A 21,791-nucleotide genomic window follows, 5' to 3' on the forward strand; every position below is an offset into this window, starting at 1 on the left:
AAGTATGATATTCTTTTTTAGAAATGGTTAGGAGGGTTTTTATGGACGAGATAGAAAAATCACTACAAAATTGGGGCCAACAATTGGAAAACGTTCATTTGCCAAGATGGCATGAGTTACCAGATATTGAATTATATATGGATCAAGTGATTACTCTGATAGAAAAATACTTATCCCCATTGATTACACTGGAAAAACATACTTTGTTAACGTCCTCAATGGTTAATAATTATGTCAAACACGGGTTAATCCCGGCCCCAGTGAAAAAGCGCTACAATCAAAAGCATTTAGCGTTTTTAATTGCGATTACGTTGTTGAAACAAGTGTTAACATTGCCAGAAATTAAGCAAGGCATTTTATTCCAAGGAGCTACGGTTGGTATTCGTGAAGCGTACAATTTATTTTGTCAAGAACAGGAACGAGCGATTTATGTGATTGCTGCTCAAGCGCAAGAAAAAGAAGTTCAGGCCAAATCACAAGAACCTATGGGGATTGAATATTTGGCTGTAAAAGCAGCGACAATGTCTTTTGCTACTAAAATGTTTAGTGAAAAAGTGATTGAATTGGAACAAGAATACTTAAAAGAAATGGATGAGATGACACATGAATAAAGAAAAAATCGCACTACTAGTTGATTCTGGGACAGATGTTCCAGAGGCATTAGTCAAACAATACGGCATGTATGTCTTGCCCTTACAGATTATTTATCCTGAAAAAACCTATACAGATAAGGTAGATATTACACCAGAAGAAGTGTATCAACGTTTAGAGAAAGAAATCCCTAGTACTTCATTACCTGATGGTGCAACAATCCAAGCTATTTTTGACAAAATTAAAGAAGCGGGTTACGAAAAAGTCTTAGCGGTGACCATTTCTAGTGGTTTAAGTGGAACGTATAATGTAGTTCGCTTGCTTGGAGAACAAACCGAAGGACTAGATGTATTTGTTTTAGATACAAAGAACATTGGTATCGGGGCTGGCATTCAGGCGATACGAGCAGCAGAATTAATTGAAACAGGATTAGGATGGCAAGAATTACAACAAAAATTAACAGAAGAAGTAGCCAACGCAAAAGTATTTTTTAATGTAGCCACTTTAGAATATCTACAAAAAGGTGGACGAATTGGTTTAGTCACTTCTATTTTAGGGAATGCGCTAAAATTAAACCCCATTATTTCTTGTAATGAAGAAGGCATTTACTATACGGTGGCTAAGTCTCGCGGCCGTAAAAAAAGTCTTGATAAAACGTTTGAGTTGGTGACGAACTTTATAGGTGAGGCACCCCGTTTCCGTTTGGCAGTCGCTCACGGTGCGGCAGAGGAAGAAGCAAAAGCAATGATGGAACGCTTGAAAGCAGCTTTTCCACAAGCAGAAGAAATTTACTTTGGAACAATTAGTCCGGCATTAGTTGTTCATACAGGACCAGGACTTTTAGGTGTTGGCATACAGTTATTAAATGATTAATTAAATGAAAAATCCCCTCAAATTTTTTTGAGGGGATTTTTCATTTAAGATTTCTCTTTTTCATAGAAATATCATTTAGCTGGAAAAACAACGAAAATTATATTGAAAATTTCACGAATGTGTTACAATTCATCTACAAAGGGGGAATTTTTTGTGAAAAAAGCAATAGCAGAATGTTTAGGAACATTTATTCTTGTCTTTTTTGGGACAGGAACAGCCGTTCTAGGAAATGGTATGGAAGGGATTGGAACAACGGGGATTGCCTTAGCATTTGGGTTAACAATCGTTGCTGCTGCCTATAGTATTGGCACAATTTCAGGTGCACATCTAAACCCAGCTGTTTCTATAGGAATGTGGCTTAATAAACGAATGACAACAATGGAACTAATCTACTATGTAGTGGGACAAATTGTTGGTGGCTTGATTGCCTCATTTGCTTTATTAAGCATTCTAAAAGGTGCTGGTAAAAGTATTGAGAACTTAGGTCAAAATGGCGTAGGGGAATTAAGTGTTGCTGGTGCATTGACAGTCGAAATTATTTTAACATTTATTTTTGTTTTAGTTGTCATGACAGTTACAAGTGCTAAGAAAGGCAATGCTTCATTAGCAGGAATCGTAATTGGGTTAACACTAACAATGATTCACTTAGTCGGCATTCCTTTGACAGGAACTTCTGTCAACCCAGCTCGTAGCATCGCGCCAGCCGTTTTTGCGGGTGGTTCAGCGTTATCTGAGTTGTGGATTTTTATCGTTGCGCCATTAATTGGTGGATTATTAGCCGCTCTTGTAGCAAAATTCGTCTTAGATACGGAAGAATAGATTAGCGAAAGAAGAATCTTTGATAACAAGCGTCAATTGTTGTCAGAGATTCTTTTTTTGTTATACTAGGAGAACCTAAAGGCGCATTTTTAACCAAAGATGAAAACATCATCAAAATAAGGTATAATAGGAAAGTATCAAATAAGATTAGAAGGAAAAAGAGGTGTCTCTTTGTGAAGAAAATTTTAGTAGTTGATGACGAGAAGCCAATTTCAGAGATCGTTAAATATAATTTGGTTAAAGAAGGATATGAAGTATTTACTGCTTATGATGGAGAAGAAGCACTTGAAAAAGTGGAAGAAGTGGAACCAGACTTAATTATTTTAGACTTAATGCTCCCTAAAATGGATGGCTTAGAAGTCGCGCGAGAAGTGCGCAAAACACATGATATGCCAATCATTATGGTGACTGCCAAAGATTCTGAAATTGATAAGGTTTTAGGATTGGAATTAGGAGCCGATGACTATGTAACGAAACCATTTTCAAATCGTGAATTAGTTGCTCGTGTAAAAGCCAATTTACGGCGAGGTGCAACCAATGCGAAAGAAGCCGAGGTGACAACACAATCTGAATTAACGATTGGTGATTTAACCATTCATCCTGATGCATACATGGTCTCAAAACGGGGTGAAAAAATTGAATTAACCCACCGTGAATTTGAGTTACTTTATTACTTAGCAAAACATATCGGACAAGTGATGACTCGTGAACATTTATTACAAACCGTTTGGGGTTATGATTATTTTGGGGATGTGCGGACAGTGGACGTAACCGTACGTCGTTTAAGAGAAAAAATTGAAGATAGTCCAAGTCATCCAACGTATTTAGTTACTCGTCGTGGGGTTGGTTATTATCTAAGAAATCCTGAACAGGAGTAATCAGGTATGAAGAAAAAAGTTCACTTTTTTCAATCTGTTAATTTTAAGATTGCTTTATCATTTATTCTGCTGTTACTGATTGCGATTCAAATCATTGGTGGCTATTTCATTCGTGAATTGGAAGCCACTACAATTTCCGATTTTAAAAAAAATATGGATTCCCAAGTTGTCCAATTGTCAAACACGTTAAGTACGCAGATGAGCAACAAAGATCTCGAACGTAGTGACGTTGATGCAAATTTAAAAAAAGCGTTATCTGATTTTTCAAATGCAGATATTTCTGAAGCGAGAATTGTCGATGATAAAGGGATTATTCGGGCAACCAATGATTTAAATCAACAAAATATTATTGGGAAAAAGAATGATTATCGTGATTTAAATGACTTTACGAGTAAAAAATATCAAGCTTTAGATAATGATAAACGCGTGTATGTGAATGTCCAGCCGATTCAATCGCCTACTGGAGAAACAGTGATTGGCGTCCTTTATGTGAAAAGTAATTTAGAAAATAAATACCAAGAAATTACCAACACAGCAAGTATCTTTTTCACTGCTTCTATTATTGCCGCAGCAATCTCGATTATTGTGACTTTACTGATTGCACGATCAATCACGAAGCCGATTGGTGAAATGCGCGAGCAAGCCATTCGAATCGCTCGTGGTGATTACGCTGGAAAAGTAGAAGTCCATGGAAAAGATGAATTAGGCCAATTAGCAGAAACATTTAATCAATTATCAGAACGGATTGAAGAAGCACAAGAAACAATGGAAGCAGAAAGAAATCGTTTAGATAGTGTCTTAACGCATATGACAGATGGTGTCATTGCGACGGATCGCCGCGGAAAGGTGATTACGATTAATGAAATGGCCCTTTCATTATTAAATGTAAAAAATGAAAATGTGATTGGGACCTCGTTATTAGAGTTGTTAGATATTGAAGAAGATTACACATTGCGGAAGCTGTTAGAAGAGCCAGATGAACTGCTGATTGATCGCTCAACGTCTGATCGTGAAGAAGACCAAATGATTATCCGGGTAGACTTTACAATGATTCGTCGGGAATCAGGATTTATTACTGGCTTAGTTTGCGTACTTCATGACGTCACAGAACAGGAAAAAAACGAACGGGAAAGACGGGAATTTGTTTCCAATGTTTCTCATGAGTTGCGAACGCCTTTAACAAGTATGCGTAGTTATATAGAGGCTTTGAGTGAAGGAGCTTGGGAAAACCCTGAGATTGCGCCGAATTTCTTAAAAGTCACGTTAGAAGAAACCGACCGGATGATTCGTATGATTAATGATTTGTTAAATTTATCTCGGATGGACTCTGGGAATACACATCTTCAATTAGAGTATGTGAATTTTAACGAATTGATTAATTTTGTCTTGGATCGCTTTGATATGATGATTGAAAATGAGCAAAAAAATTACAAAATTTGCCGTGAATTTACTAAACGCGATTTATGGGTAGAATTAGATACAGACAAAGTAATTCAGGTTTTAGACAACATTTTGAACAATGCGATTAAGTATTCGCCAGATGGCGGCGTCATTACCTGCCGACTAGTTGAAACACATAATAATGTCGTCTTTAGTATCTCGGACCAAGGTTTGGGCATCCCTAAAAAAGATCTCGGGAAAGTCTTCGAGCGTTTTTATCGTGTGGATAAAGCACGTGCGCGAGCACAAGGTGGGACTGGTTTAGGTTTAGCAATTTCTAAAGAAGTAATTCGGGCCCATAACGGGAGTATTTGGGTGGAAAGTACAGAAGGTGAAGGATCGACTTTCTATATTTCACTACCATATGAACCTTATGAAGAGGATTGGTGGGAATGATGAAATTATCAGAATGGATTACAAGAATTGGCTTGATTTTGATGGTCATTTTAAGTATATATTTTTCAGTCAATATCTGGCTGAATTCTGCCAAAAAAATACCAGAAATGAAGTCGGGAAGCCAAGTCACAACAGCTGTCAATGAAAAAGCCATTGGCGATGTCTATTTACCTTTGCAATTGATTCGAATAACTGATGGAAAAGCGATGCAAAGTAATCGTGAAACATTAATTAGTAATGTTCAAAATGATATTAAAATGGCTACGTTTGGTAAATTGACACAAGTTGTGACAAAAAATGCAGAGCAACTTAAGCGCTACAACCAAATGGAACAAGGCATTGAACTTCTTTATCAAGGTCCCTTTTTAATCTCGGACTATGCTTCGATTTATAATCTATCCATTAATTTTACTAACTTTAATGAGTTGACGGACCAGTATTTTACGAAAATTCAATTGGATTTTAACGAAAATAAGATACGTTTTTTAGATTATGATCAAGCCAACGTCTATGAAGCGCCCATGACTGTCAATAAGGCGCGCTTAATGGGAATTATCAATAAAGAGGGATTACAATATCAAGACGTTTCCGAAAATACGCTAACCAAACAAGGGCAATGTTATTTAACCAATGATATGAAGTTGAAAAAGTACAGTTATATCTTAGCTTCGCAACCAGTTACTCGTTTTAGGAATGCTTTTTTCAATGAAACGGAAGATATCCAAACCAATGAAGACAGTCAAGACTTAACCTACACGAGTAAAGAAGAACGATTGTTTGCAGAAGAAAAACTGGGAAAAATTGATTTTAAAGGGACCTTGCCAGAAGAGAATAAACGGGACTCAATCTATAATCAAAGCTTTTCTTATGTAAAACGTTTAGGAACCAATATGGGGAATTTGCGTTACTTTGATCGAACGAAAGATAGTGTCAATTATCGGACTTTTGTGGAAGGTTTCCCAGTGTTCAGTAATGATTTAAAAGGCCAAGTGGATATTCGCATCACGAACAACGATGGTGCTGCACCAAGCGTAACCATTAACACAAGTGTGAATACGATCCAAGTGCCGATTCCTTCAGAAGAAGAAGTGACGCTGGAAAGCACGGAAAAATTGATTAAGCGTTTAGAAACGGCTGGTGCTAAAAAGGAAAAAATTCAATCGGCTGTTATCGGTTATACGTGGCAGACAATTGAAGAAGTCAAACAAGTCGTTGATTTAAGTCCGGAATGGTATGTCCTTTATAACAACAATTGGTACACTGCAACGGACTTGGTAAAACAATTACCAAGCTTGGAGGTGGGCTAATGGATTTTAAACGAATTGAGTGGATTTTCTTCTTAGCATTTTTAGGATTAAATATCTTTTTATTTGGAATTTATCGGGAAGGTCAACAAGAGGAGAGCAACGTCTCTTCTTCCAGCCAAACAGAATCGATTGAAAGTCGGTTGGAAAAAGATAACATCTCGTATAAAGGGACACTTTCTTCAGAACGATTGGAAGGTTATTATTTAAGTGGCGAACAAACCAATTTTTCTGCTGCTTTAAAAATCCAACGTGAAAAGAATAAAAATTTTTTGAGAAATGGGCTGCAAATTGCGGATAATACTTTAACGAGTGTACCTAGTAAAAACTATTTTATTGATCCTAAGAAAATTGATAAAGATTTAAGTACCTTTTTAAATGAAAAAAATGCTTTATTATTCGGAGACGAATATCAATACTTACCAGAATTTTCTCATTTAAAAGAGCCGACGGCAGAAATTGTGGCTGCACAATCGTATAAAGGAATTCCTTTTAGAGACGACACGGCAAAATTAAGTATTTTAGCAGATACGTCAGGTGAATTATGGAAAATTAGTAAATATTCGCAAACGCACATTGAAAATATTGAAGAGTTACGAGACAAAACGGATTTATATTCCAATCGTGATGCGATAGACACGCTCTATATGAATAACCGGATTCCTAGTAATTCCAAAATAACATTCATTAAATTGGCCTATTCAAGAATTTATAAAATTCGTGAGAAAAATGTATACGTTCCAGTCTGGTTTGTAGGAATTTCTACTGGTGAAGATTCAGTTGAAATTGAACAGGTGAATGCCGTAAGTAATACCATCATCACAAATAATACTGTGCCAAAGGTGGAAAAACATTAAGGTCCGTTGTATAATGAAACACGTTAATGTTGTAATGTAGAAGGGAAGAGTTTTAAATGGATTCAGAGTTTGCTTTTAATATCAGTGTTCTTGCCAGTGGCAGTACAGGCAATTCCCTTTTTATTGAAACCAACCAAAAGAAAGTATTAGTAGATGCGGGTTTAAGTGGCAAAAAAATCACTTCACTGTTAGCAGAAGTCAATCGCAAACCAGAAGATTTAGATGCGATTTTAGTTACACATGAACATCGGGATCACATTCACGGCGTTGGCGTGTTAGCGCGAAAATATAAGTTAGATGTCTATGCCAATGAAAAAACGTGGCAAGCGATGGATCCCATGATTGGCAAAGTCGATGTCGCTCAAAAACATATTTTTGAAATGGGCAAAGTTTTGACCTTGGGAGATATGGACATTGAAAGTTTTGGTGTCTCACATGATGCGATTGCGCCTCAATTTTATCGTTTTCATCGCAATAATCGTTCCTTTGTTGTTCTAACGGATACAGGTTATTGTAGCGATCATATTCGTGGTACGATTGAAAATGCAGATGCTTATTTAGTCGAAAGCAATCATGAAATTGAAATTTTGCGAGCAGGACCTTATCCATGGAGTCTTAAACAACGGATTTTAGGAGATAAAGGCCATTTATCCAATGATGATGGTGCTCTTGTGATGGCGGATGTGTTAGGTGATAAAACAAAACGCATTTATTTAGGTCATCTTAGCAAAGAAAATAATACGAAACTTCATGCGCGAATGGCAATGGAGTCTACTTTGAAGCAAAAGGATTTAGGCGTCGGTGAAGCATTTAAGGTATATGATACAGACCCCGATTCAGCCTCAGAGTTATTTCAAATTTAGAATAATGGTGGTTTATCAGTTTTTGAGCGTGGAGCAAAAATCCAAAGTGATTTTTGTCCCATGCTCATTTTTTGTTCTTTTATCTAGCTGGTTTGACAGAGACATCGGTGATAATACTTTTAAACTCTTAGTTAATTTTTTGACAAATACTTGTGTTTGTCTGGTGTTAGGAGTATAGTTAACTAGATTTTTACTAGTGGGAGGTCTATGATGTTTCAATTTTTACCAAACTCTGTTTTACAGATGAGCACTATTTTTCTTTCGATTATTATCGAAGCATTGCCTTTTGTCATGTTAGGTTGCTTGATTTCAGGCGCTTTACATGTTTTTTTAACACCAGAACGAGTAAAAAAAGTGTTACCTAAAAATAAATTTTTATCAATTTGTGTAGGGAGTTTCCTAGGGTTTTTCTTCCCTTCTTGTGAATGTGGGATTGTACCAATTGTGCATCAATTTGTTAAAAAAGATGTACCAACACATACCGCTTTTGCTTTTATGTTAACGGCACCAATCATTAATCCAATTGTGCTATTCTCAACATACGTAGCCTTTAGTGGCGCAACAAAATTTGTGATTTGGCGAGTTTTAGGTAGTATGATTGTCGCGTGGGTTATCGGCATTTGGTTAGCTTATTTTCGAAAAGAATCAATTTTAACAGAAAAAGAGTTGGCGCAGATTAAAGAAGAGCAGGTTGCTCATACGCATGAACACGTTGATGAAGCTCGTTCATTTTGGAAAAACGGCTGGTCAGCGTTAACCCATAGTATTGATGAATTTTTTGATACGGGTCGTTATTTAATTTTTGGTTCCTTGTTGGCAGCAATCATGCAAACCTATATTCCAACTGGTGCACTTATGCAACTGGGCCATTCAAAGATTTTAGCGATTCTAGTCATGCTAGTCATCGCTGCTACTTTATCACTTTGTTCAGAAGCAGATGCATTTATTGGTTCTTCTCTTTTGAGTTTGTTTGGAACAGGACCAATTGTCGCCTTCCTAGTTTTTGGTCCAATGGTAGATATTAAAAATTTATTGATGATGAAACGTTATTTTAAAATGTCATTCATTGTACAATTTGTTTTGATAGTGGCGCTTGTCGTAACTATTTATGCGGCAGTAGTTTAGAAAGGAGGCCTACAATCGATGATACGATTTATTATTTTAATTGGATATATGGGTTTGATGATGTATCTTCAAATTTCAGGTGAACTGAACCAATATATCAATATTCATTATAATTACTTAGCTGTTTTATCAATGGTTTTAGCTTTTATTATGGCGATTGTCCAATTGATTTTGTGGAACCAAGCAGATCCATCAATGCAAAAAAAACATGAAGACATGCACCATCATGGGGGACATGAACATCATGGCCATCAGCATAATTTGGAAAAACCCAGCCAAAGAGGGCTTGCCTATTTACTACTTTCTTTACCGTTGATTGTTGGCTTATTATTTCCGACAGTTAGTTTAGATACAACAATTGTTGAAGCAAAAGGCTTTAACTTTCCAGTAAGTAAAGAATCAGTAGGGGATCCTGATATGCAAACGCAATATTTGAAACCTGATACAAGTATGTATTTCAATAAGACGGATTATGACAAGCAGATGGCAAAAGCCATGAAACAATATGATGGACAATCTGTGATTTCAATTACGGATGAAAACTATTTGGAAATTATGGAACTAATCTATAATTATCCAAGTCAATTTGCAGGAAAAAGGATTTCTTATAAAGGCTTTGTGTATAATTCAAAACGAGAAGAAAGTGTTGACCAATTTGTTTTCCGTTTTGGGATTATTCATTGTGTCGCTGATTCTGGTGTTTTTGGCTTGTTGGTTCATTTTCCTGAACATACTCAATTTCAAAACAATGATTGGGTAACGATTACCGGAACCGTTGAGTTGTCCTATTATCCACCATTTAAACGACAAATACCAACTGTGCAAGTGGAGAAAGTCAAAGCAGATCAAGCACCAAAAAATCAATATGTCTATCGTTCCTTTTAAAAAAAGTTGGTTGCTTCCTTATCAAATGGAAGCAACCAACTTTTTTGCTGTCTATTTTTTAATTTTGTTGCGCTTACGACGAATAAAACCCAAAGATTCTCTTTTTTCCCGAAAGCTGCGGATATTCTGATTGAAAACCTCAGAAACGACTAAGCCTAACGCAATTGCCCCAGCAATCATTACAGCTTGCACGGTAAAATAGGCACCTTTTTCATAATTACCAATTACGATATTCCGAACAGCTTGATAAGCTAAGCCACCAGGTACCAATGGAACAATACCAGGAATATTAAAAATCGTGACAGGCATTTTCAATATTTTTGAGAATAGGTAGCTTACTGCCGCAACACCGACAGCACCGATGAGGGAACCTAATGCCGCATTTCCACTAAAAACTTCAACGATTACCCAATAAAGCATCCAGCTTACACTACCAGTTAGACCACAAGCCACCAGTGATCGTCGAGGAACATTAATAATAATCGCAAACGCCGCAGAAGCTAAAAAACTAAAGATAAATTGTACCAAAACGATTCCTAGCAAGTAAGTCACTCCTTTTAATAGAAAAGTTGAAAGACAAAAGCAATACCAAAACCAATCATTCCTGAAGTCATTAATGCTTCAGTCCCACGAGAAACACCCGATAAGTAGTGTCCGGCTAGCAAGTCGCGAAGAGCATTGGTAATTTGCACACCAGGCACTAAAGGCATGACACAACCAATGATGATTAAATCTTGTGATTGTCCGAGTCCCAATTTGACTGAAAGAATAGCGGCTGCACCAATAAACAGCGAAGCTAAAAATTCAGATAAAAATTTAATCTTGAGAAACTTTAAACTAAAATAATAAAGACTATAGCCGCAACCACCAATCAGAAAAGTCAAGAACAAATCGGACCAGACACCACCAAAAAGAATCATAATTGTAGCGCTGACAACGGCCGCACTAACAATGCGTGCGCTAATTGGAAAATGTCGGTGTTCACTATCTATCACTTTTAGTTTATTCAGTAATTCCTCTAAAGAAAAATCACCAGCCACATAAGCACGAGACAGCTGATTCACACGAGAGATTTTTTCTAAATCAATGCCACGTTTCATTACTTGAACCATACGAATCGTGGAGGTTCCATCTATGCCAACAAATAACCCGGTTTGTGTCACATAGCTAACCATTCGATAGTTGCCAGAAGCAAGCGCAATTCGGCTCATTGTATCTTCAACACGGTACATTTCTGCATCGCTTTCTATCATAATTTTACCAGCTAACAAACAGGTTTCTAAAAGTAAATCCAAATGAGCAGGAGTCATTGAGCAAGCCTCACTTTATGTATTTTCTTCTAGTGTACTACAAACGAACCAAAAAGAGGAAATAAATAACAGCTGCAATCAAAAATTTACATCGTAAACAGATTGTTAGCGAATTGTAACATTAAAAGGCTGATATTATTTAATCATAGATATTTAAAAGTTTTCAAAAGAAAAACGTCGATTTTTTCGCAAAATGAATTGGAGGGAAAGGTGATATTCTGGCGATTTAGCAGAGCTTTATTCTTGTTTTATAAAGTTGTGTATTTGTTTTTATAATTTTAAAATTATCGATGGCTGTCATTTTTTTACGAAGCCTTTATTAATAAAAGACTAAGAAATAACAAAAAAGAGAGAAGGAGAAGAAATTTTGTTTGTAGTTTCGGTTCTTTTCTAGTAAAATGAAATTGTATAAAAGTAGAAGTGAGGTGTAGTAAAATGGGTTTTACAGACGAAACAGTACGCTTTGATTTTGATGATAATCGAAAAAAAGCAATCAGTGAAACGTTAGAAACCGTATATCGGGCATTAGAAGAAAAGGGATACAATCCTATTAACCAAATAGTAGGGTATTTACTTTCTGGGGACCCGGCTTACATTCCTCGTTATCAAGATGCTCGAAACTTAATTCGTCGTCATGAACGTGATGAAATCATGGAAGAATTAACCAAATATTACTTAGCGAACCACGGAATCGATATCAAATGAGGATCATGGGGCTAGATGTAGGTTCACGGACAGTCGGTGTGGCTGTTAGTGATTTATTAGGTTGGACAGCACAAGGCATCGAAATTATTCGCATCAATGAAGAGGAAGAGAACTTCGGTTTTGAGCGATTAGGTGAATTGGTGAAAGAATACGAAGTCACAAAATTTGTCGTAGGTTTACCGAAAAACATGAATAATTCCATCGGTCCTAGAGCTGAAGCATCCATGGCATATGGTGATAAGATTCAAGAATTATTTCAATTACCTGTTGACTATCAAGATGAACGATTAACAACTGTCCAAGCAGAGCGTTTCTTGGTGGAGCAAGCAGATGCTTCAAGAGCCAAAAGAAAAAAAGTGATTGATAAACTAGCGGCAGTAATGATTCTACAAAATTATTTAGATGCACATAGCCGATAATTATCGAGCTTTGAATACATCAAGGGAGAGAAGAAGAATGACAGAACACAACCACGATCATGATCACGAAGGACATGAACACATTACTTTAGTAGACGAACAAGGAAATGAAACATTATACGAGATCCTACTAACTGTTGACGGTCAAGAAGAATTCGGTAAAAATTATGTTTTATTATATCCAGCAGGAATTCCTGAGGATGAAGATGTTGAATTGCAAGCTTACTCATATGTGGAAAACGCAGAAGGTACAGAAGGCGATTTACAGCAAATTGAAACAGACGCTGAATGGGATATGATTGAAGAAGTTTTCAATACATTCATGGCTGAAGAAGAAGAGTAAAACTGTAACGAGAGAAGCGCTACTTCTCCTATTGAGAAGTAGCTTTCTTAATAATAATTGTTATAATGTACATGTTGTTTCTATCATAAGATACTATCACTATCATTGAGTGTGGTGGATAAAGAAGGACAGCATTGTCTAGTTTTACAAGATGTTGTAAAAACGTAACATCCTTGTAATGACGTTAATTTGGCAACTATCTAGCATAATTTATAATTTGTGTTATACTAAGTGTGAGGTTTTAGAAATACTGTTAATTTTATAATATTAAATAAAAAAATGGCTCCACCTACTGGCATAGGTAGAGCCGTCAGAAATTCAGTTAAACAAACACGTAATTATTGGTGTGGTGCATTGCCACGAACTGAAATTCCAGTTAATAAAGCAAGTAAATCAAACATATATTTCACCTCCTTTATTATGATAGCTTCATTATAACATTATCTGTAAAATGATGGTATGTTTAATACAAAAAAAATAGAAAGATTGGAGTTTTGACTGTGAGAGTAGCGGGAGAAAAAATCAAAACAGCGCGTAAAAAGAAAAAATTATCGCAAGCTGAATTGGCAAAAGGAATTTGTACACAAGCAACAATTAGTAACATTGAAAACAAAAATGTGTGTGACAGTTTAGACATTTTCTCATCTGTATGTCTACGTTTAGACTTACAAGTAGAAGAATGTATCGAAGGTTCTAGTGAGAAAAAACTCGAAAGCTTATTAAATAAAGTAGAAGAATTATGCTTTTACTTTAAGCACGATGAAGCCTATGATTTGTTGAAAGACTATCCAGATGATATCGAAAGTTCAAACAGAATTTTAGAAACAAAATTTTTCTATTATAAAGGAATTACGAGTTTATTAGGTAAGAAAAATAATAGCGAAGCATTGTTCTATTTACATCGTGGTTCTGAAATTAGTCGTGATATTAATATTTATAATATTTTGAGCATGAATGCGATTGGTATTTTATATGAATTAGAAGATGATATTGAAAAAGCAAAAGTTTATTACGATAAATCTTTACAATTGCTAAGCGAATTCAAATTAGATTATCCATTAGAGCAATGCCGTATTTATTATAATACCGCAAAATTCTATTCATTAATTAAAGACTATGCAAAGAGTATTGAATTAAGTGATAAAGGAATCGAAATTAATCGGACGCACAGTTCTATTTACTCTTTAGATTGCTTATTATACGAAAAAGCGTTTAATAAACAAATGCTAGGACTAGATGCTGTTGAAGATTATCGTATTGCGTACTACTTTACACGTTTCTTTGAAAATAAAAAATTACTTGCTTATATTGAAAAAGATATGCAAGAGTTTAACATCAGTTTTAAATAATAGATTAGCGTTTCAGATTTTAAAAAGGAACAACTTAACTCAAGAGGAGTTAGGTTGTTCCTTTTTTCTCTTTTTAATTTGTTTCTTTGACAGCGTTACGGACGCTTTCGGCGACGACTTTTGCGACTCCTTCTTGGAATGGATCGGGAATAATATTGGTCGGCGTGAGTTCGTTATCGGGAATCAATTTTGCAATACCTTTGGCAGCGGCAATTTGCATTTCAATCGTAATCTTTTTCGCCCGAGCATCTAAGGCACCGCGGAAGATACCAGGGAAGGCTAACACATTATTAATTTGATTCGGAAAGTCACTACGACCAGTTCCGACAATATAAGCGCCTGCCGCTAAAGCTTCATCAGGAAAAATTTCAGGAACCGGGTTAGCCATTGCAAAAATAACTGGCTGCTCATTCATCTGTTGAATCCACTGGGGTTTTAAAACACCTGGTGCTGAAACACCAACAAAGACATCAGCGCCTTCAAGAGCAGTAGCTAAATCACCAGTACGATGTTCCCGATTGGTTAGCTTCGCAATTTCTGCGTGGTGTGGTGGCAGAGCTGTATCTGTTTCGCTCAGAATCCCTGCACGGTCAACAATGATAATATGTTTTACACCAGCAGCTAAAAATTTTCTTGTGATCGAAAGACCAGCGGAGCCACCGCCGTTGATTACCACATGAATGTCCTCTATTTTCTTGTTAATTAATTTTAAGCTGTTGTACAAAGCCGCTAGAACAACAATCGCTGTCCCGTGTTGATCATCATGGAAAACGGGAATATCTAGTTCATCGATTAAACGCTGTTCAATTTCAAAACAACGAGGAGCGCTGATATCTTCCAAGTTAATCCCCCCAAAGGTTGGAGCCAAAAATTTCACCGTTTGAATAATTTCTTCAGTATCTTGTGTATCTAAAACAAGGGGAATCGAATCCACACCAGCAAAGCGTTTAAACAACGCAGCTTTTCCTTCCATGACAGGCATCGCTGCTTCAGGACCAATGTTACCTAAACCTAAAACTGCTGAACCATCACTGATAACGGCGACGGTGTTTTTCTTTGTTGTTAATTCGTAAGCGCGTTCTTTTTTTTCATGTATGGCAGAAGAAACAGCCGCAACACCTGGTGTGTAGGCAATTCCTAAATCTGCTTTTGTTTCAATCGGAACTTTAGGGCAGACTTCTAATTTCCCCCCAAATTTTTTTGCTTGCTCAATCGCTAATTCTTTTACATCTTTTGTTGACATATCATTTTCCTCCTAAATAATTCACTTATAGTTAAAAAAGCATTCTAAAAATAGCAGTCATTGTTATTACTGTAATGGCACCGCCTAAACGTGTCGCAACTTGTGCAAACGGCATTAAGTTCATTCGATTGGCTGTACTTAAAATAGCCACATCGCCAGTCCCACCCATACCACTCTGACAAGCGGAGACAATGGCAGCCTCAACGGGATTCATATTCATGAAGCGTGAAACGAAAAATCCTGTAGCAATAACAGTGAAAACGATACTAATTACCACAACAAAATATTGCCAGCTAAGCATTCCTACGACATCTTTTAAAGGAATATATAACATACCTAAGCCGACCATTAACGGGAACGTAAAATTGCCAGAGATAAATTTATAAAGCTGTTTTGATCCGCGTTGGGTTTCTTTCGGTACTACGTTTAAGTATTTTAAAAAGGCTGCGACAACAATCATCAAAACAGGACCAGGAAAGCCTGTTAAGTGTTGTAATAAACCGCCTGTAATAAATAAGGTACACGCAATTAAAACACCAGCACCCATTAATTTTACATCAATTGGTGCTTTGTCTTCTTCTAAAGCATCACTTAAATCATCTGAATTGGTAATTTTAATCAACTGACCTTGTCCAGAAAGTTCAGGGCGTTTTTCTCCTAAACGACTAAGTAAACCTGAACACATGATAGCAAAAAAATTACCAATAATGGTTGCGGGAATTAATTGCCCCACTAATTGTTCACTTGGCAACCCAGTAATGGCACTATAACCAAGGGATAAAGGAAGAATACCTTCACCGATTCCACCAGCTAAAACAGGAGTGACGATATAGAAAAGGCTATGTTTCCAACCGAGACCTAACAGTGTTCCAACAAGGGTCCCAACGCCCATTGCTAAAATCATTCCTAATGCCATCGGGACAATCATGCGCATTAAACCTTGGACTAAAATTTTGCGGTTCATTCCAAGGATACTTCCACAAACTAAACAAGCAATATAGAAATAGAGAAAGTTTGCTTGTTTCATTAAAATATCTGTTGAGTCTAAGACATTTTGGTTGAGTAAATTGAAAAAGACCATAATTGATGGTACTAATAAAGATAAAATTGCGGGACCGCCAAAATGTTTCAAAATAGGAATATTTCCACCAATTGTTCCAAGTAACCAACCCATTGTTAAAATTACGGCAAAACCACCTAACATATTGACTGGTAGTTGTTCTAATAGAGCCGTAACAAGAATAATGCTAGCTGTTACAAGATAAACAGGTAACGTAACCGAACCAATCCTCGTTTTGGTTAATTTGTTGCGCCAATCTGTTTCATTAGCAGCTGTTGCGTGCAATTTCTTTTCCATGCTATTTCCTCCTATAACTTTAATCTATATTCATCGTAATGTAAACGTTTTCTGTAGAGTAGATTATTTAATTAATTTAACTAAAGAAAAGTTTTTTAACCAAATCTTCCTATGCTATACTTTATTTGAAGAGAAAAGAGGGATGGAATGAAGCGTGGCGGGAAATTATGGTGCTTCTTATCAGTGATTTTTATTGCAACATTAATTATTATGATTACTTTCTTTTACGGAGTAACGACGGTCCAAACAATTAAAGAAGTTCGTAAAAACCAAGAGCAAGCACTTTTAGCCGTCGGGGAACAGTTGGCTATTGAACCGAATGTTATTGAAGCCTTAAAGAATGATCACTATTCAGATGAATTGGAAGCGTATACGGTTCGTTTAGGTGAAATCCATCAGTTGGATTTTATCGTGATTATGAATATGCAGGGGATTCGTTTAACACATCCTGATCGCCAAAAAATAGGTAAGCATTTTGAAGGTGGCGATGAAGTGCGAGCATTAAAAGGGGAGGAACATTTGTCTGTTAGTCAAGGGAGTTTAGGAGAATCATTACGAGGTTTTGTCCCAGTCTATGATCAAGGAAAACAAATTGGGGTTGTGGCAATGGGCATTAAAATGACCTCGCTTTCACAATTGATTGAACGAACAAAAAATGATTACACAGTGGGTGTCCTTTTAAGTGTTGGTTTTGGCTTTATATTAGCCATCGTGGTTTCTTATTATTTAAAAAAACAACTTCACGATTTAGAGCCAAGAGAAATTGCTCGTCTATTAGAAGAGCGAAACGCCATGCTTGAGGAAACGAAAGATGCAATCCTTGTGATTGATACCGATCAAAATATTTTATTAGCAAATATTGAAGCAACTAAAATGTATCATAATATAACAAATAGTGAAGAAAATTTACTAGGAAAGAAACTTTCAGCATTGGTTTTATCTCCTGAAAAATTAGTCGTACATTCAAAAACAGAGCAATTCTATCGTCAAAATGGCCAGGATTATTTCGTCTCAATCGCCCCGATTAATGTCCGTAAAAAAACAATTGGGCATGTTATCTTTCTGAAAAATGCGACGGAAACGTTTATTGTCGCAGAACAGCTTGTCAGCACAACGACATATGCTTCGGCATTACAAAGTCAATCACACGAATTTATGAATAAGATGCATGTCATTTATGGTTTAGTCGATTTAGAAGATTATGAGGCGCTAAAACATTATCTAGCCGATTTATTGAAACCAGAAAAGGAATTTGCACAGCGCTTAGCTATTTTGGTTAGGAATCCTATTTTAGCAGGTTTTTTAAGTGGGGAAAGAATCAAGTTTGCAGAAATTAAAACACAATTAGCTATTGAAATTTATCCAGAAATTCCACCAAATAAACGAGATGAAGATACGCAAAATTTGATTGCTATCTACCGTTATATTCATCGTTTCCTGATGGAACAACCGTTACCAGAAGAGATCATTGAAACCATTGATTATCAGCCAGGAAGTTTGACGACGACTTATTCGTTTGCTTATCCAAAAGAACAACTGGAACGCTTTGAACAAGAGTTTTTCACTTCTTATTTGGCAAGATTATTAGAGAATGGGGAAGCGACATTGACTTGGGAAAACCAACAAAACAATTGGCTTGTCCTTCGCATAAATGTTCATTACGAAGGAGCAGAGGAAAATGAACCTATTGATTATTGAAGACGATCCTATGGTTGCATATATACATCAAAAATATCTTGAAAAATTAATTCACCAACCGACTATTTTTACGGCGGCAACAATTGCTGAAGGTCTACAATTAACGAAAGAAAAACAACCAGCACTTGTTTTATTAGATGTTCATTTAAAAGATGGCAATGGCTTGACCTATCTGGCAACAATTAGAGATGAAAAAATTGATACAGAAGTTATCCTGATTACGGCTGCCAACGAGTTGGAAAATGTTAAACGAAGCTTACATTTAGGCGTTTTAGACTATTTAGTTAAACCCTTTTCTTTTGAGCGATTTCAACAAAGTATCGAAAACTATCAGAAAAAAACTGCTCAATTCACGCTGGAAACGAAGGAGCTTTCGCAAACAAAAGTGGACCAATTATTTCATTATTCACAGACAAACGCACGTAAAAATGAACAAGCTCTTCAAAACATGTCCTTAGAAAAAGGACTAACACAAGCAACATTACAATTATTGTTAAAAAAAATAGACGAATTTACCGACTATTTTACGATTCAAGAATTATCAGAAGCGAGTCAGCTTTCACATGTTTCTGTTCGCAAATATGTGTTGTTTCTAGAAAAAAATAACCTTTTAGAAAGTAAAAATAGCTATTTAAAAGTGGGGCGTCCCTATCAATCGTATCGGAGAATTTAGTATTTTTTATTTTTTAGTAAATAAAAAAAGTAATTGAAAAGTGGCGAAATACAGAGGATACTCCTTTTTATTCTCATTTAAAGCACTTAATTGAGAATGGAAAAGAGGATATTATTTGTTATTTTTTGAGAATATATGATATTCTTTATTATGTAAGAAATAATATTATATGGGAGGAACGAGCGATGAAAGTTATTGTTTTAGGATCATCACATGGAGGTTATGAAGCGGTAGAGGAATTACTAAATCTTCATCCTGATGCAGAAATTCAATGGTATGAGAAAGGTGATTTTATCTCATTCTTGTCTTGTGGCATGCAGTTGTACCTAGAAGGAAAAGTGAAAGATGTTAATTCTGTTCGCTATATGACTGGCGAAAAAATGGAGAGCCGTGGTGTAAATGTCTTTTCTAATACTGAAATTACAGCGATTCAACCAAAAGAACATCAAGTGACAGTGAAAGATTTAGTGTCAGGTGAAGAACGTGTTGAAAATTATGATAAATTAATCATCAGTCCCGGAGCTGTCCCATTTGAATTAGATATTCCAGGTAAAGATTTGGATAATATTTACTTGATGCGTGGTCGTCAATGGGCCATTAAATTAAAACAAAAAACAGTAGATCCAGAAGTCAATAATGTGGTTGTGATTGGTAGTGGTTATATTGGGATTGAAGCTGCCGAAGCATTTGCAAAAGCCGGCAAAAAGGTTACTGTTATTGACATTTTAGATCGTCCATTAGGGGTATATCTAGATAAAGAATTTACAGATGTTTTAACAGAAGAGATGGAAGCTAATAATATTACCATTGCAACTGGTGAAACAGTTGAACGTTACGAAGGCGACGGTCGTGTGCAAAAAATCGTTACAGATAAAAATGCGTACGATGCTGATTTGGTCGTTGTAGCGGTTGGTGTCCGTCCAAACACTGCTTGGTTAAAAGGTACCTTGGAATTACATCCGAATGGCCTAATCAAGACGGATGAATACATGCGGACAAGTGAGCCGGATGTATTTGCAGTAGGGGATGCTACGTTAATTAAATACAATCCTGCAGACACAGAAGTAAATATTGCCTTAGCAACGAATGCTCGTAAACAAGGTCGCTTTGCTGTGAAAAACCTAGAGGAACCAGTTAAACCTTTCCCTGGTGTTCAAGGATCTTCTGGCTTGGCCGTCTTTGATTATAAATTTGCTTCAACAGGGATTAACGAAGTCATGGCTCAAAAATTAGGAAAAGAAACAAAAGCGGTGACAGTAGTAGAAGACTACTTGATGGACTTTAATCCAGACAAACAAAAAGCTTGGTTTAAATTAGTGTATGATCCTGAAACAACACAAATTTTAGGCGCTCAATTAATGTCGAAAGCAGATTTAACTGCAAACATTAATGCTATTTCATTAGCGATTCAAGCCAAAATGACGATTGAAGACTTAGCCTATGCGGACTTCTTCTTCCAACCAGCGTTTGACAAACCTTGGAATATTATTAATACAGCGGCTTTAGAAGCGGTGAAACAAGAACGTTAATAGAAGAGAAAATAAAACCCATGAGTATTTATAGTACTCGTGGGTTTTATTTTTATTTTGTATTCAATTGATTTTTCAACTCTTGTTGGACACGAGTTAATTCTTGTTCATCCACACGTTGATAGGAAACACCATCTTGCATAAAACCAGTACCTTGAAGTTGGTCTTGTTTCACTTTACCAAAGGCACTGCGATAATCTAAGGCAATTTTTTTCATGTCATCAAAACTTAAATCTGTCTTCATATTATCAGAAACAGCTGTTAAAATTTCTTGATAGTTGCTTACGCTGTTAAGACTTAAGACTTTTTGGACGATGCCTTCAATCACTTTTCTTTGACGTTCTTGGCGGCCGTAGTCACCATTAGGGTCTTCGTAACGCATTCTTGAATAGGAGAGTGCTTGTTCACCATCCAATGAAATTTTACCAATCGTAAAATCATATCCGTCTTGAGAAAAAGTCAGATTATTGTTCACTTCGATTCCGCCAACCGCGTTGACTAATTCTTTTAAACCAGCCATATTAATTGAAACATAATGATTAATAGGTATGTTTAAATAGTTTTCAACTGTGTCCATTGCTAAAGATGCGCCACCAAAAGCATAGGCGTGATTCAATTTATCTTGTTTTCCTTGACCTGGAATATCAACATAGGTATCGCGAGCAAGACTGACTAAGGTTGTTTGCTTGTCACGAGGATTAACTGTTGCAACAATTGTTGTATCCGAACGACCTTGCTCGACACGCCCATCATCGCCTGTATCAATCCCTAATAATAAAACAGAAAAAGGCTCCTTATTGTTTAAATTGACCTGACTTTTTTTAGATCGTTCTACTGTTTCATAGGTTTTATCCATTGATTTAGAAACATCCCAATAAAGTTTTGCTCCCATTCCAACAACTGCAAGAAATAGAACCAAGATAATTCCAAAGATAATGGCAAAAATTTTCTTCCCTTTTGACATATTTTTCCTCCAATAATTTATCACAGGTTGTGATTTTTTTCTTATAGGTTAATCTTACTAATTTTTAGTGAAGAAGTATATAATAATTGTTGAAAGACTATAAAACTTTAAGGTATTTTGCATTATTTTTGCTTAATCTTTTGAAATATCTCAATTCTATTAAAATATGC

General features: G+C 36.1%; 22 protein-coding genes. 17 read left to right on the forward strand and 5 right to left on the reverse strand.

The annotated features are described in order from the left end of the window. Window positions 1–41: 41 nt before the first annotated feature. The 10 genes from IGL32_RS04655 (at window position 42) to IGL32_RS04700 (ending at window position 10,031) form a co-directional block, all read left to right on the forward strand. Window positions 42–611 (forward strand): DUF1836 domain-containing protein, encoded by a 570-nt coding sequence (locus IGL32_RS04655; protein ID WP_002357951.1) that lies wholly within the window; start codon window positions 42–44, stop codon window positions 609–611. Beyond that, window positions 604–1,464, forward strand: coding sequence for a DegV family protein (locus tag IGL32_RS04660; RefSeq protein WP_002357950.1), 861 nt, complete (start codon window positions 604–606; stop codon window positions 1,462–1,464). Before IGL32_RS04655 ends, IGL32_RS04660 begins: the two co-directional genes overlap by 8 nt. 117 nt (window positions 1,465–1,581) lie before the next feature. Then, window positions 1,582–2,283 carry an MIP/aquaporin family protein gene (locus IGL32_RS04665; protein WP_002399963.1) on the forward strand — a complete coding sequence of 234 codons (702 nt, stop codon included), beginning with the start codon at window positions 1,582–1,584 and terminating at the stop codon, window positions 2,281–2,283. Between the two features lie 173 nt (window positions 2,284–2,456). Continuing rightward, window positions 2,457–3,161 (forward strand): response regulator YycF, encoded by a 705-nt coding sequence (gene yycF / locus IGL32_RS04670; protein WP_002357947.1) that lies wholly within the window; start codon window positions 2,457–2,459, stop codon window positions 3,159–3,161. A 6-nt stretch (window positions 3,162–3,167) separates the two neighbouring features. Then, window positions 3,168–4,997 carry a cell wall metabolism sensor histidine kinase WalK gene (gene walK / locus IGL32_RS04675; protein ID WP_002379340.1) on the forward strand — a complete coding sequence of 610 codons (1,830 nt, stop codon included), beginning with the start codon at window positions 3,168–3,170 and terminating at the stop codon, window positions 4,995–4,997. Next, the gene (locus tag IGL32_RS04680) at window positions 4,994–6,304 is read left to right on the forward strand and encodes a YycH family regulatory protein (protein WP_002385989.1); all 1,311 of its coding nucleotides are present in this window, start codon (window positions 4,994–4,996) and stop codon (window positions 6,302–6,304) included. The genes walK and IGL32_RS04680 overlap by 4 nt, the downstream gene beginning before the upstream one ends. Then, the gene (locus IGL32_RS04685) at window positions 6,304–7,158 is read left to right on the forward strand and encodes a two-component system regulatory protein YycI (protein ID WP_002365516.1); all 855 of its coding nucleotides are present in this window, start codon (window positions 6,304–6,306) and stop codon (window positions 7,156–7,158) included. The genes IGL32_RS04680 and IGL32_RS04685 overlap by 1 nt, the downstream gene beginning before the upstream one ends. Window positions 7,159–7,214: 56 nt before the next feature. After that, window positions 7,215–8,021 (forward strand): MBL fold metallo-hydrolase, encoded by an 807-nt coding sequence (locus IGL32_RS04690; protein WP_002357943.1) that lies wholly within the window; start codon window positions 7,215–7,217, stop codon window positions 8,019–8,021. A 210-nt stretch (window positions 8,022–8,231) separates the two neighbouring features. Continuing rightward, a complete protein-coding gene (locus IGL32_RS04695; RefSeq protein WP_002357942.1) occupies window positions 8,232–9,146 on the forward strand; it encodes a permease in 915 nt (304 codons plus the stop codon). Window positions 9,147–9,164: 18 nt separating this feature from the next. After that, window positions 9,165–10,031 carry a TIGR03943 family putative permease subunit gene (locus IGL32_RS04700; RefSeq protein WP_002382171.1) on the forward strand — a complete coding sequence of 289 codons (867 nt, stop codon included), beginning with the start codon at window positions 9,165–9,167 and terminating at the stop codon, window positions 10,029–10,031. Between the two features lie 51 nt (window positions 10,032–10,082). Here the strand turns inward: IGL32_RS04700 and IGL32_RS04705 are convergent, their stop codons facing one another. Both IGL32_RS04705 and IGL32_RS04710 read right to left on the reverse strand, forming a co-directional pair. Further along, window positions 10,083–10,583: a threonine/serine exporter family protein gene (locus tag IGL32_RS04705; RefSeq protein WP_025188862.1), complete on the reverse strand. Its 501-nt coding sequence runs from the start codon at window positions 10,581–10,583 to the stop codon at window positions 10,083–10,085. A gap of 5 nt (window positions 10,584–10,588) precedes the next feature. Continuing rightward, entirely contained in the window at window positions 10,589–11,341 is a 753-nt protein-coding gene (locus IGL32_RS04710) for a threonine/serine exporter family protein (protein ID WP_002357938.1), read from the reverse strand. Between the two features lie 435 nt (window positions 11,342–11,776). Here IGL32_RS04710 and ireB point away from each other — a divergent pair, with 435 nt between their 5' ends. The 4 genes from ireB to IGL32_RS04730 all read left to right on the forward strand — a co-directional run bounded on the left by ireB (window position 11,777) and on the right by IGL32_RS04730 (window position 14,157). Beyond that, window positions 11,777–12,046, forward strand: a complete 270-nt coding sequence (gene ireB, locus IGL32_RS04715; protein ID WP_002357937.1) for a regulatory phosphoprotein IreB — start codon at window positions 11,777–11,779, stop codon at window positions 12,044–12,046. Next, on the forward strand, window positions 12,043–12,465 hold the full coding sequence (gene ruvX, locus IGL32_RS04720; protein ID WP_002357936.1) for a Holliday junction resolvase RuvX: 423 nt from the start codon (window positions 12,043–12,045) through the stop codon (window positions 12,463–12,465). Before ireB ends, ruvX begins: the two co-directional genes overlap by 4 nt. 37 nt (window positions 12,466–12,502) lie before the next feature. After that, window positions 12,503–12,808: a DUF1292 domain-containing protein gene (locus tag IGL32_RS04725; RefSeq protein WP_002357933.1), complete on the forward strand. Its 306-nt coding sequence runs from the start codon at window positions 12,503–12,505 to the stop codon at window positions 12,806–12,808. A 500-nt stretch (window positions 12,809–13,308) separates the two neighbouring features. Further along, a complete protein-coding gene (locus IGL32_RS04730) occupies window positions 13,309–14,157 on the forward strand; it encodes a helix-turn-helix domain-containing protein (protein ID WP_002382173.1) in 849 nt (282 codons plus the stop codon). Window positions 14,158–14,230: 73 nt separating this feature from the next. Here the strand turns inward: IGL32_RS04730 and IGL32_RS04735 are convergent, their stop codons facing one another. Continuing rightward, the gene (locus tag IGL32_RS04735) at window positions 14,231–15,400 is read right to left on the reverse strand and encodes an NAD(P)-dependent malic enzyme (RefSeq protein WP_033921766.1); all 1,170 of its coding nucleotides are present in this window, start codon (window positions 15,398–15,400) and stop codon (window positions 14,231–14,233) included. Between the two features lie 31 nt (window positions 15,401–15,431). Next, on the reverse strand, window positions 15,432–16,757 hold the full coding sequence (locus IGL32_RS04740) for a 2-hydroxycarboxylate transporter family protein (protein ID WP_430600095.1): 1,326 nt from the start codon (window positions 16,755–16,757) through the stop codon (window positions 15,432–15,434). Between the two features lie 147 nt (window positions 16,758–16,904). Here IGL32_RS04740 and IGL32_RS04745 point away from each other — a divergent pair, with 147 nt between their 5' ends. The 3 genes from IGL32_RS04745 (at window position 16,905) to IGL32_RS04755 (ending at window position 20,657) form a co-directional block, all read left to right on the forward strand. Beyond that, on the forward strand, window positions 16,905–18,455 hold the full coding sequence (locus IGL32_RS04745) for a Spo0B domain-containing protein (RefSeq protein ID WP_156210061.1): 1,551 nt from the start codon (window positions 16,905–16,907) through the stop codon (window positions 18,453–18,455). Continuing rightward, window positions 18,436–19,128, forward strand: coding sequence for a response regulator (locus IGL32_RS04750; protein WP_156210060.1), 693 nt, complete (start codon window positions 18,436–18,438; stop codon window positions 19,126–19,128). Before IGL32_RS04745 ends, IGL32_RS04750 begins: the two co-directional genes overlap by 20 nt. 185 nt (window positions 19,129–19,313) lie before the next feature. Continuing rightward, window positions 19,314–20,657, forward strand: a complete 1,344-nt coding sequence (locus IGL32_RS04755) for an NADH peroxidase (RefSeq protein ID WP_002379347.1) — start codon at window positions 19,314–19,316, stop codon at window positions 20,655–20,657. 52 nt (window positions 20,658–20,709) lie between these two features. Here the strand turns inward: IGL32_RS04755 and IGL32_RS04760 are convergent, their stop codons facing one another. Then, a complete protein-coding gene (locus IGL32_RS04760) occupies window positions 20,710–21,621 on the reverse strand; it encodes an LCP family protein (RefSeq protein ID WP_002385983.1) in 912 nt (303 codons plus the stop codon). Window positions 21,622–21,791: the final 170 nt, after the last annotated feature.

It is taken from the genome of Enterococcus sp. AZ035 (assembly GCF_050548325.1).
Lineage (GTDB): Bacteria > Bacillota > Bacilli > Lactobacillales > Enterococcaceae > Enterococcus > Enterococcus faecalis.

Coding starts and splice junctions, on each gene's coding strand:
- ruvX (WP_002357936.1), top strand. CDS start 12,043: ATGAGGATCATGGGGCTAGATGTAGGTTCACGGACAGTCGGTGTGGCT.
- ireB (WP_002357937.1), top strand. CDS start 11,777: ATGGGTTTTACAGACGAAACAGTACGCTTTGATTTTGATGATAATCGA.
- IGL32_RS04690 (WP_002357943.1), top strand. CDS start 7,215: ATGGATTCAGAGTTTGCTTTTAATATCAGTGTTCTTGCCAGTGGCAGT.
- IGL32_RS04750 (WP_156210060.1), top strand. CDS start 18,436: ATGAACCTATTGATTATTGAAGACGATCCTATGGTTGCATATATACAT.
- walK (WP_002379340.1), top strand. CDS start 3,168: ATGAAGAAAAAAGTTCACTTTTTTCAATCTGTTAATTTTAAGATTGCT.
- IGL32_RS04725 (WP_002357933.1), top strand. CDS start 12,503: ATGACAGAACACAACCACGATCATGATCACGAAGGACATGAACACATT.
- IGL32_RS04755 (WP_002379347.1), top strand. CDS start 19,314: ATGAAAGTTATTGTTTTAGGATCATCACATGGAGGTTATGAAGCGGTA.
- IGL32_RS04695 (WP_002357942.1), top strand. CDS start 8,232: ATGTTTCAATTTTTACCAAACTCTGTTTTACAGATGAGCACTATTTTT.
- IGL32_RS04700 (WP_002382171.1), top strand. CDS start 9,165: ATGATACGATTTATTATTTTAATTGGATATATGGGTTTGATGATGTAT.
- IGL32_RS04710 (WP_002357938.1), bottom strand. CDS start 11,341: ATGACTCCTGCTCATTTGGATTTACTTTTAGAAACCTGTTTGTTAGCT.
- IGL32_RS04740 (WP_430600095.1), bottom strand. CDS start 16,757: ATGGAAAAGAAATTGCACGCAACAGCTGCTAATGAAACAGATTGGCGC.
- IGL32_RS04655 (WP_002357951.1), top strand. CDS start 42: ATGGACGAGATAGAAAAATCACTACAAAATTGGGGCCAACAATTGGAA.
- IGL32_RS04660 (WP_002357950.1), top strand. CDS start 604: ATGAATAAAGAAAAAATCGCACTACTAGTTGATTCTGGGACAGATGTT.
- IGL32_RS04685 (WP_002365516.1), top strand. CDS start 6,304: ATGGATTTTAAACGAATTGAGTGGATTTTCTTCTTAGCATTTTTAGGA.
- IGL32_RS04680 (WP_002385989.1), top strand. CDS start 4,994: ATGATGAAATTATCAGAATGGATTACAAGAATTGGCTTGATTTTGATG.
- IGL32_RS04760 (WP_002385983.1), bottom strand. CDS start 21,621: ATGTCAAAAGGGAAGAAAATTTTTGCCATTATCTTTGGAATTATCTTG.
- IGL32_RS04745 (WP_156210061.1), top strand. CDS start 16,905: ATGAAGCGTGGCGGGAAATTATGGTGCTTCTTATCAGTGATTTTTATT.
- IGL32_RS04735 (WP_033921766.1), bottom strand. CDS start 15,400: ATGTCAACAAAAGATGTAAAAGAATTAGCGATTGAGCAAGCAAAAAAA.
- IGL32_RS04665 (WP_002399963.1), top strand. CDS start 1,582: ATGTGTTACAATTCATCTACAAAGGGGGAATTTTTTGTGAAAAAAGCA.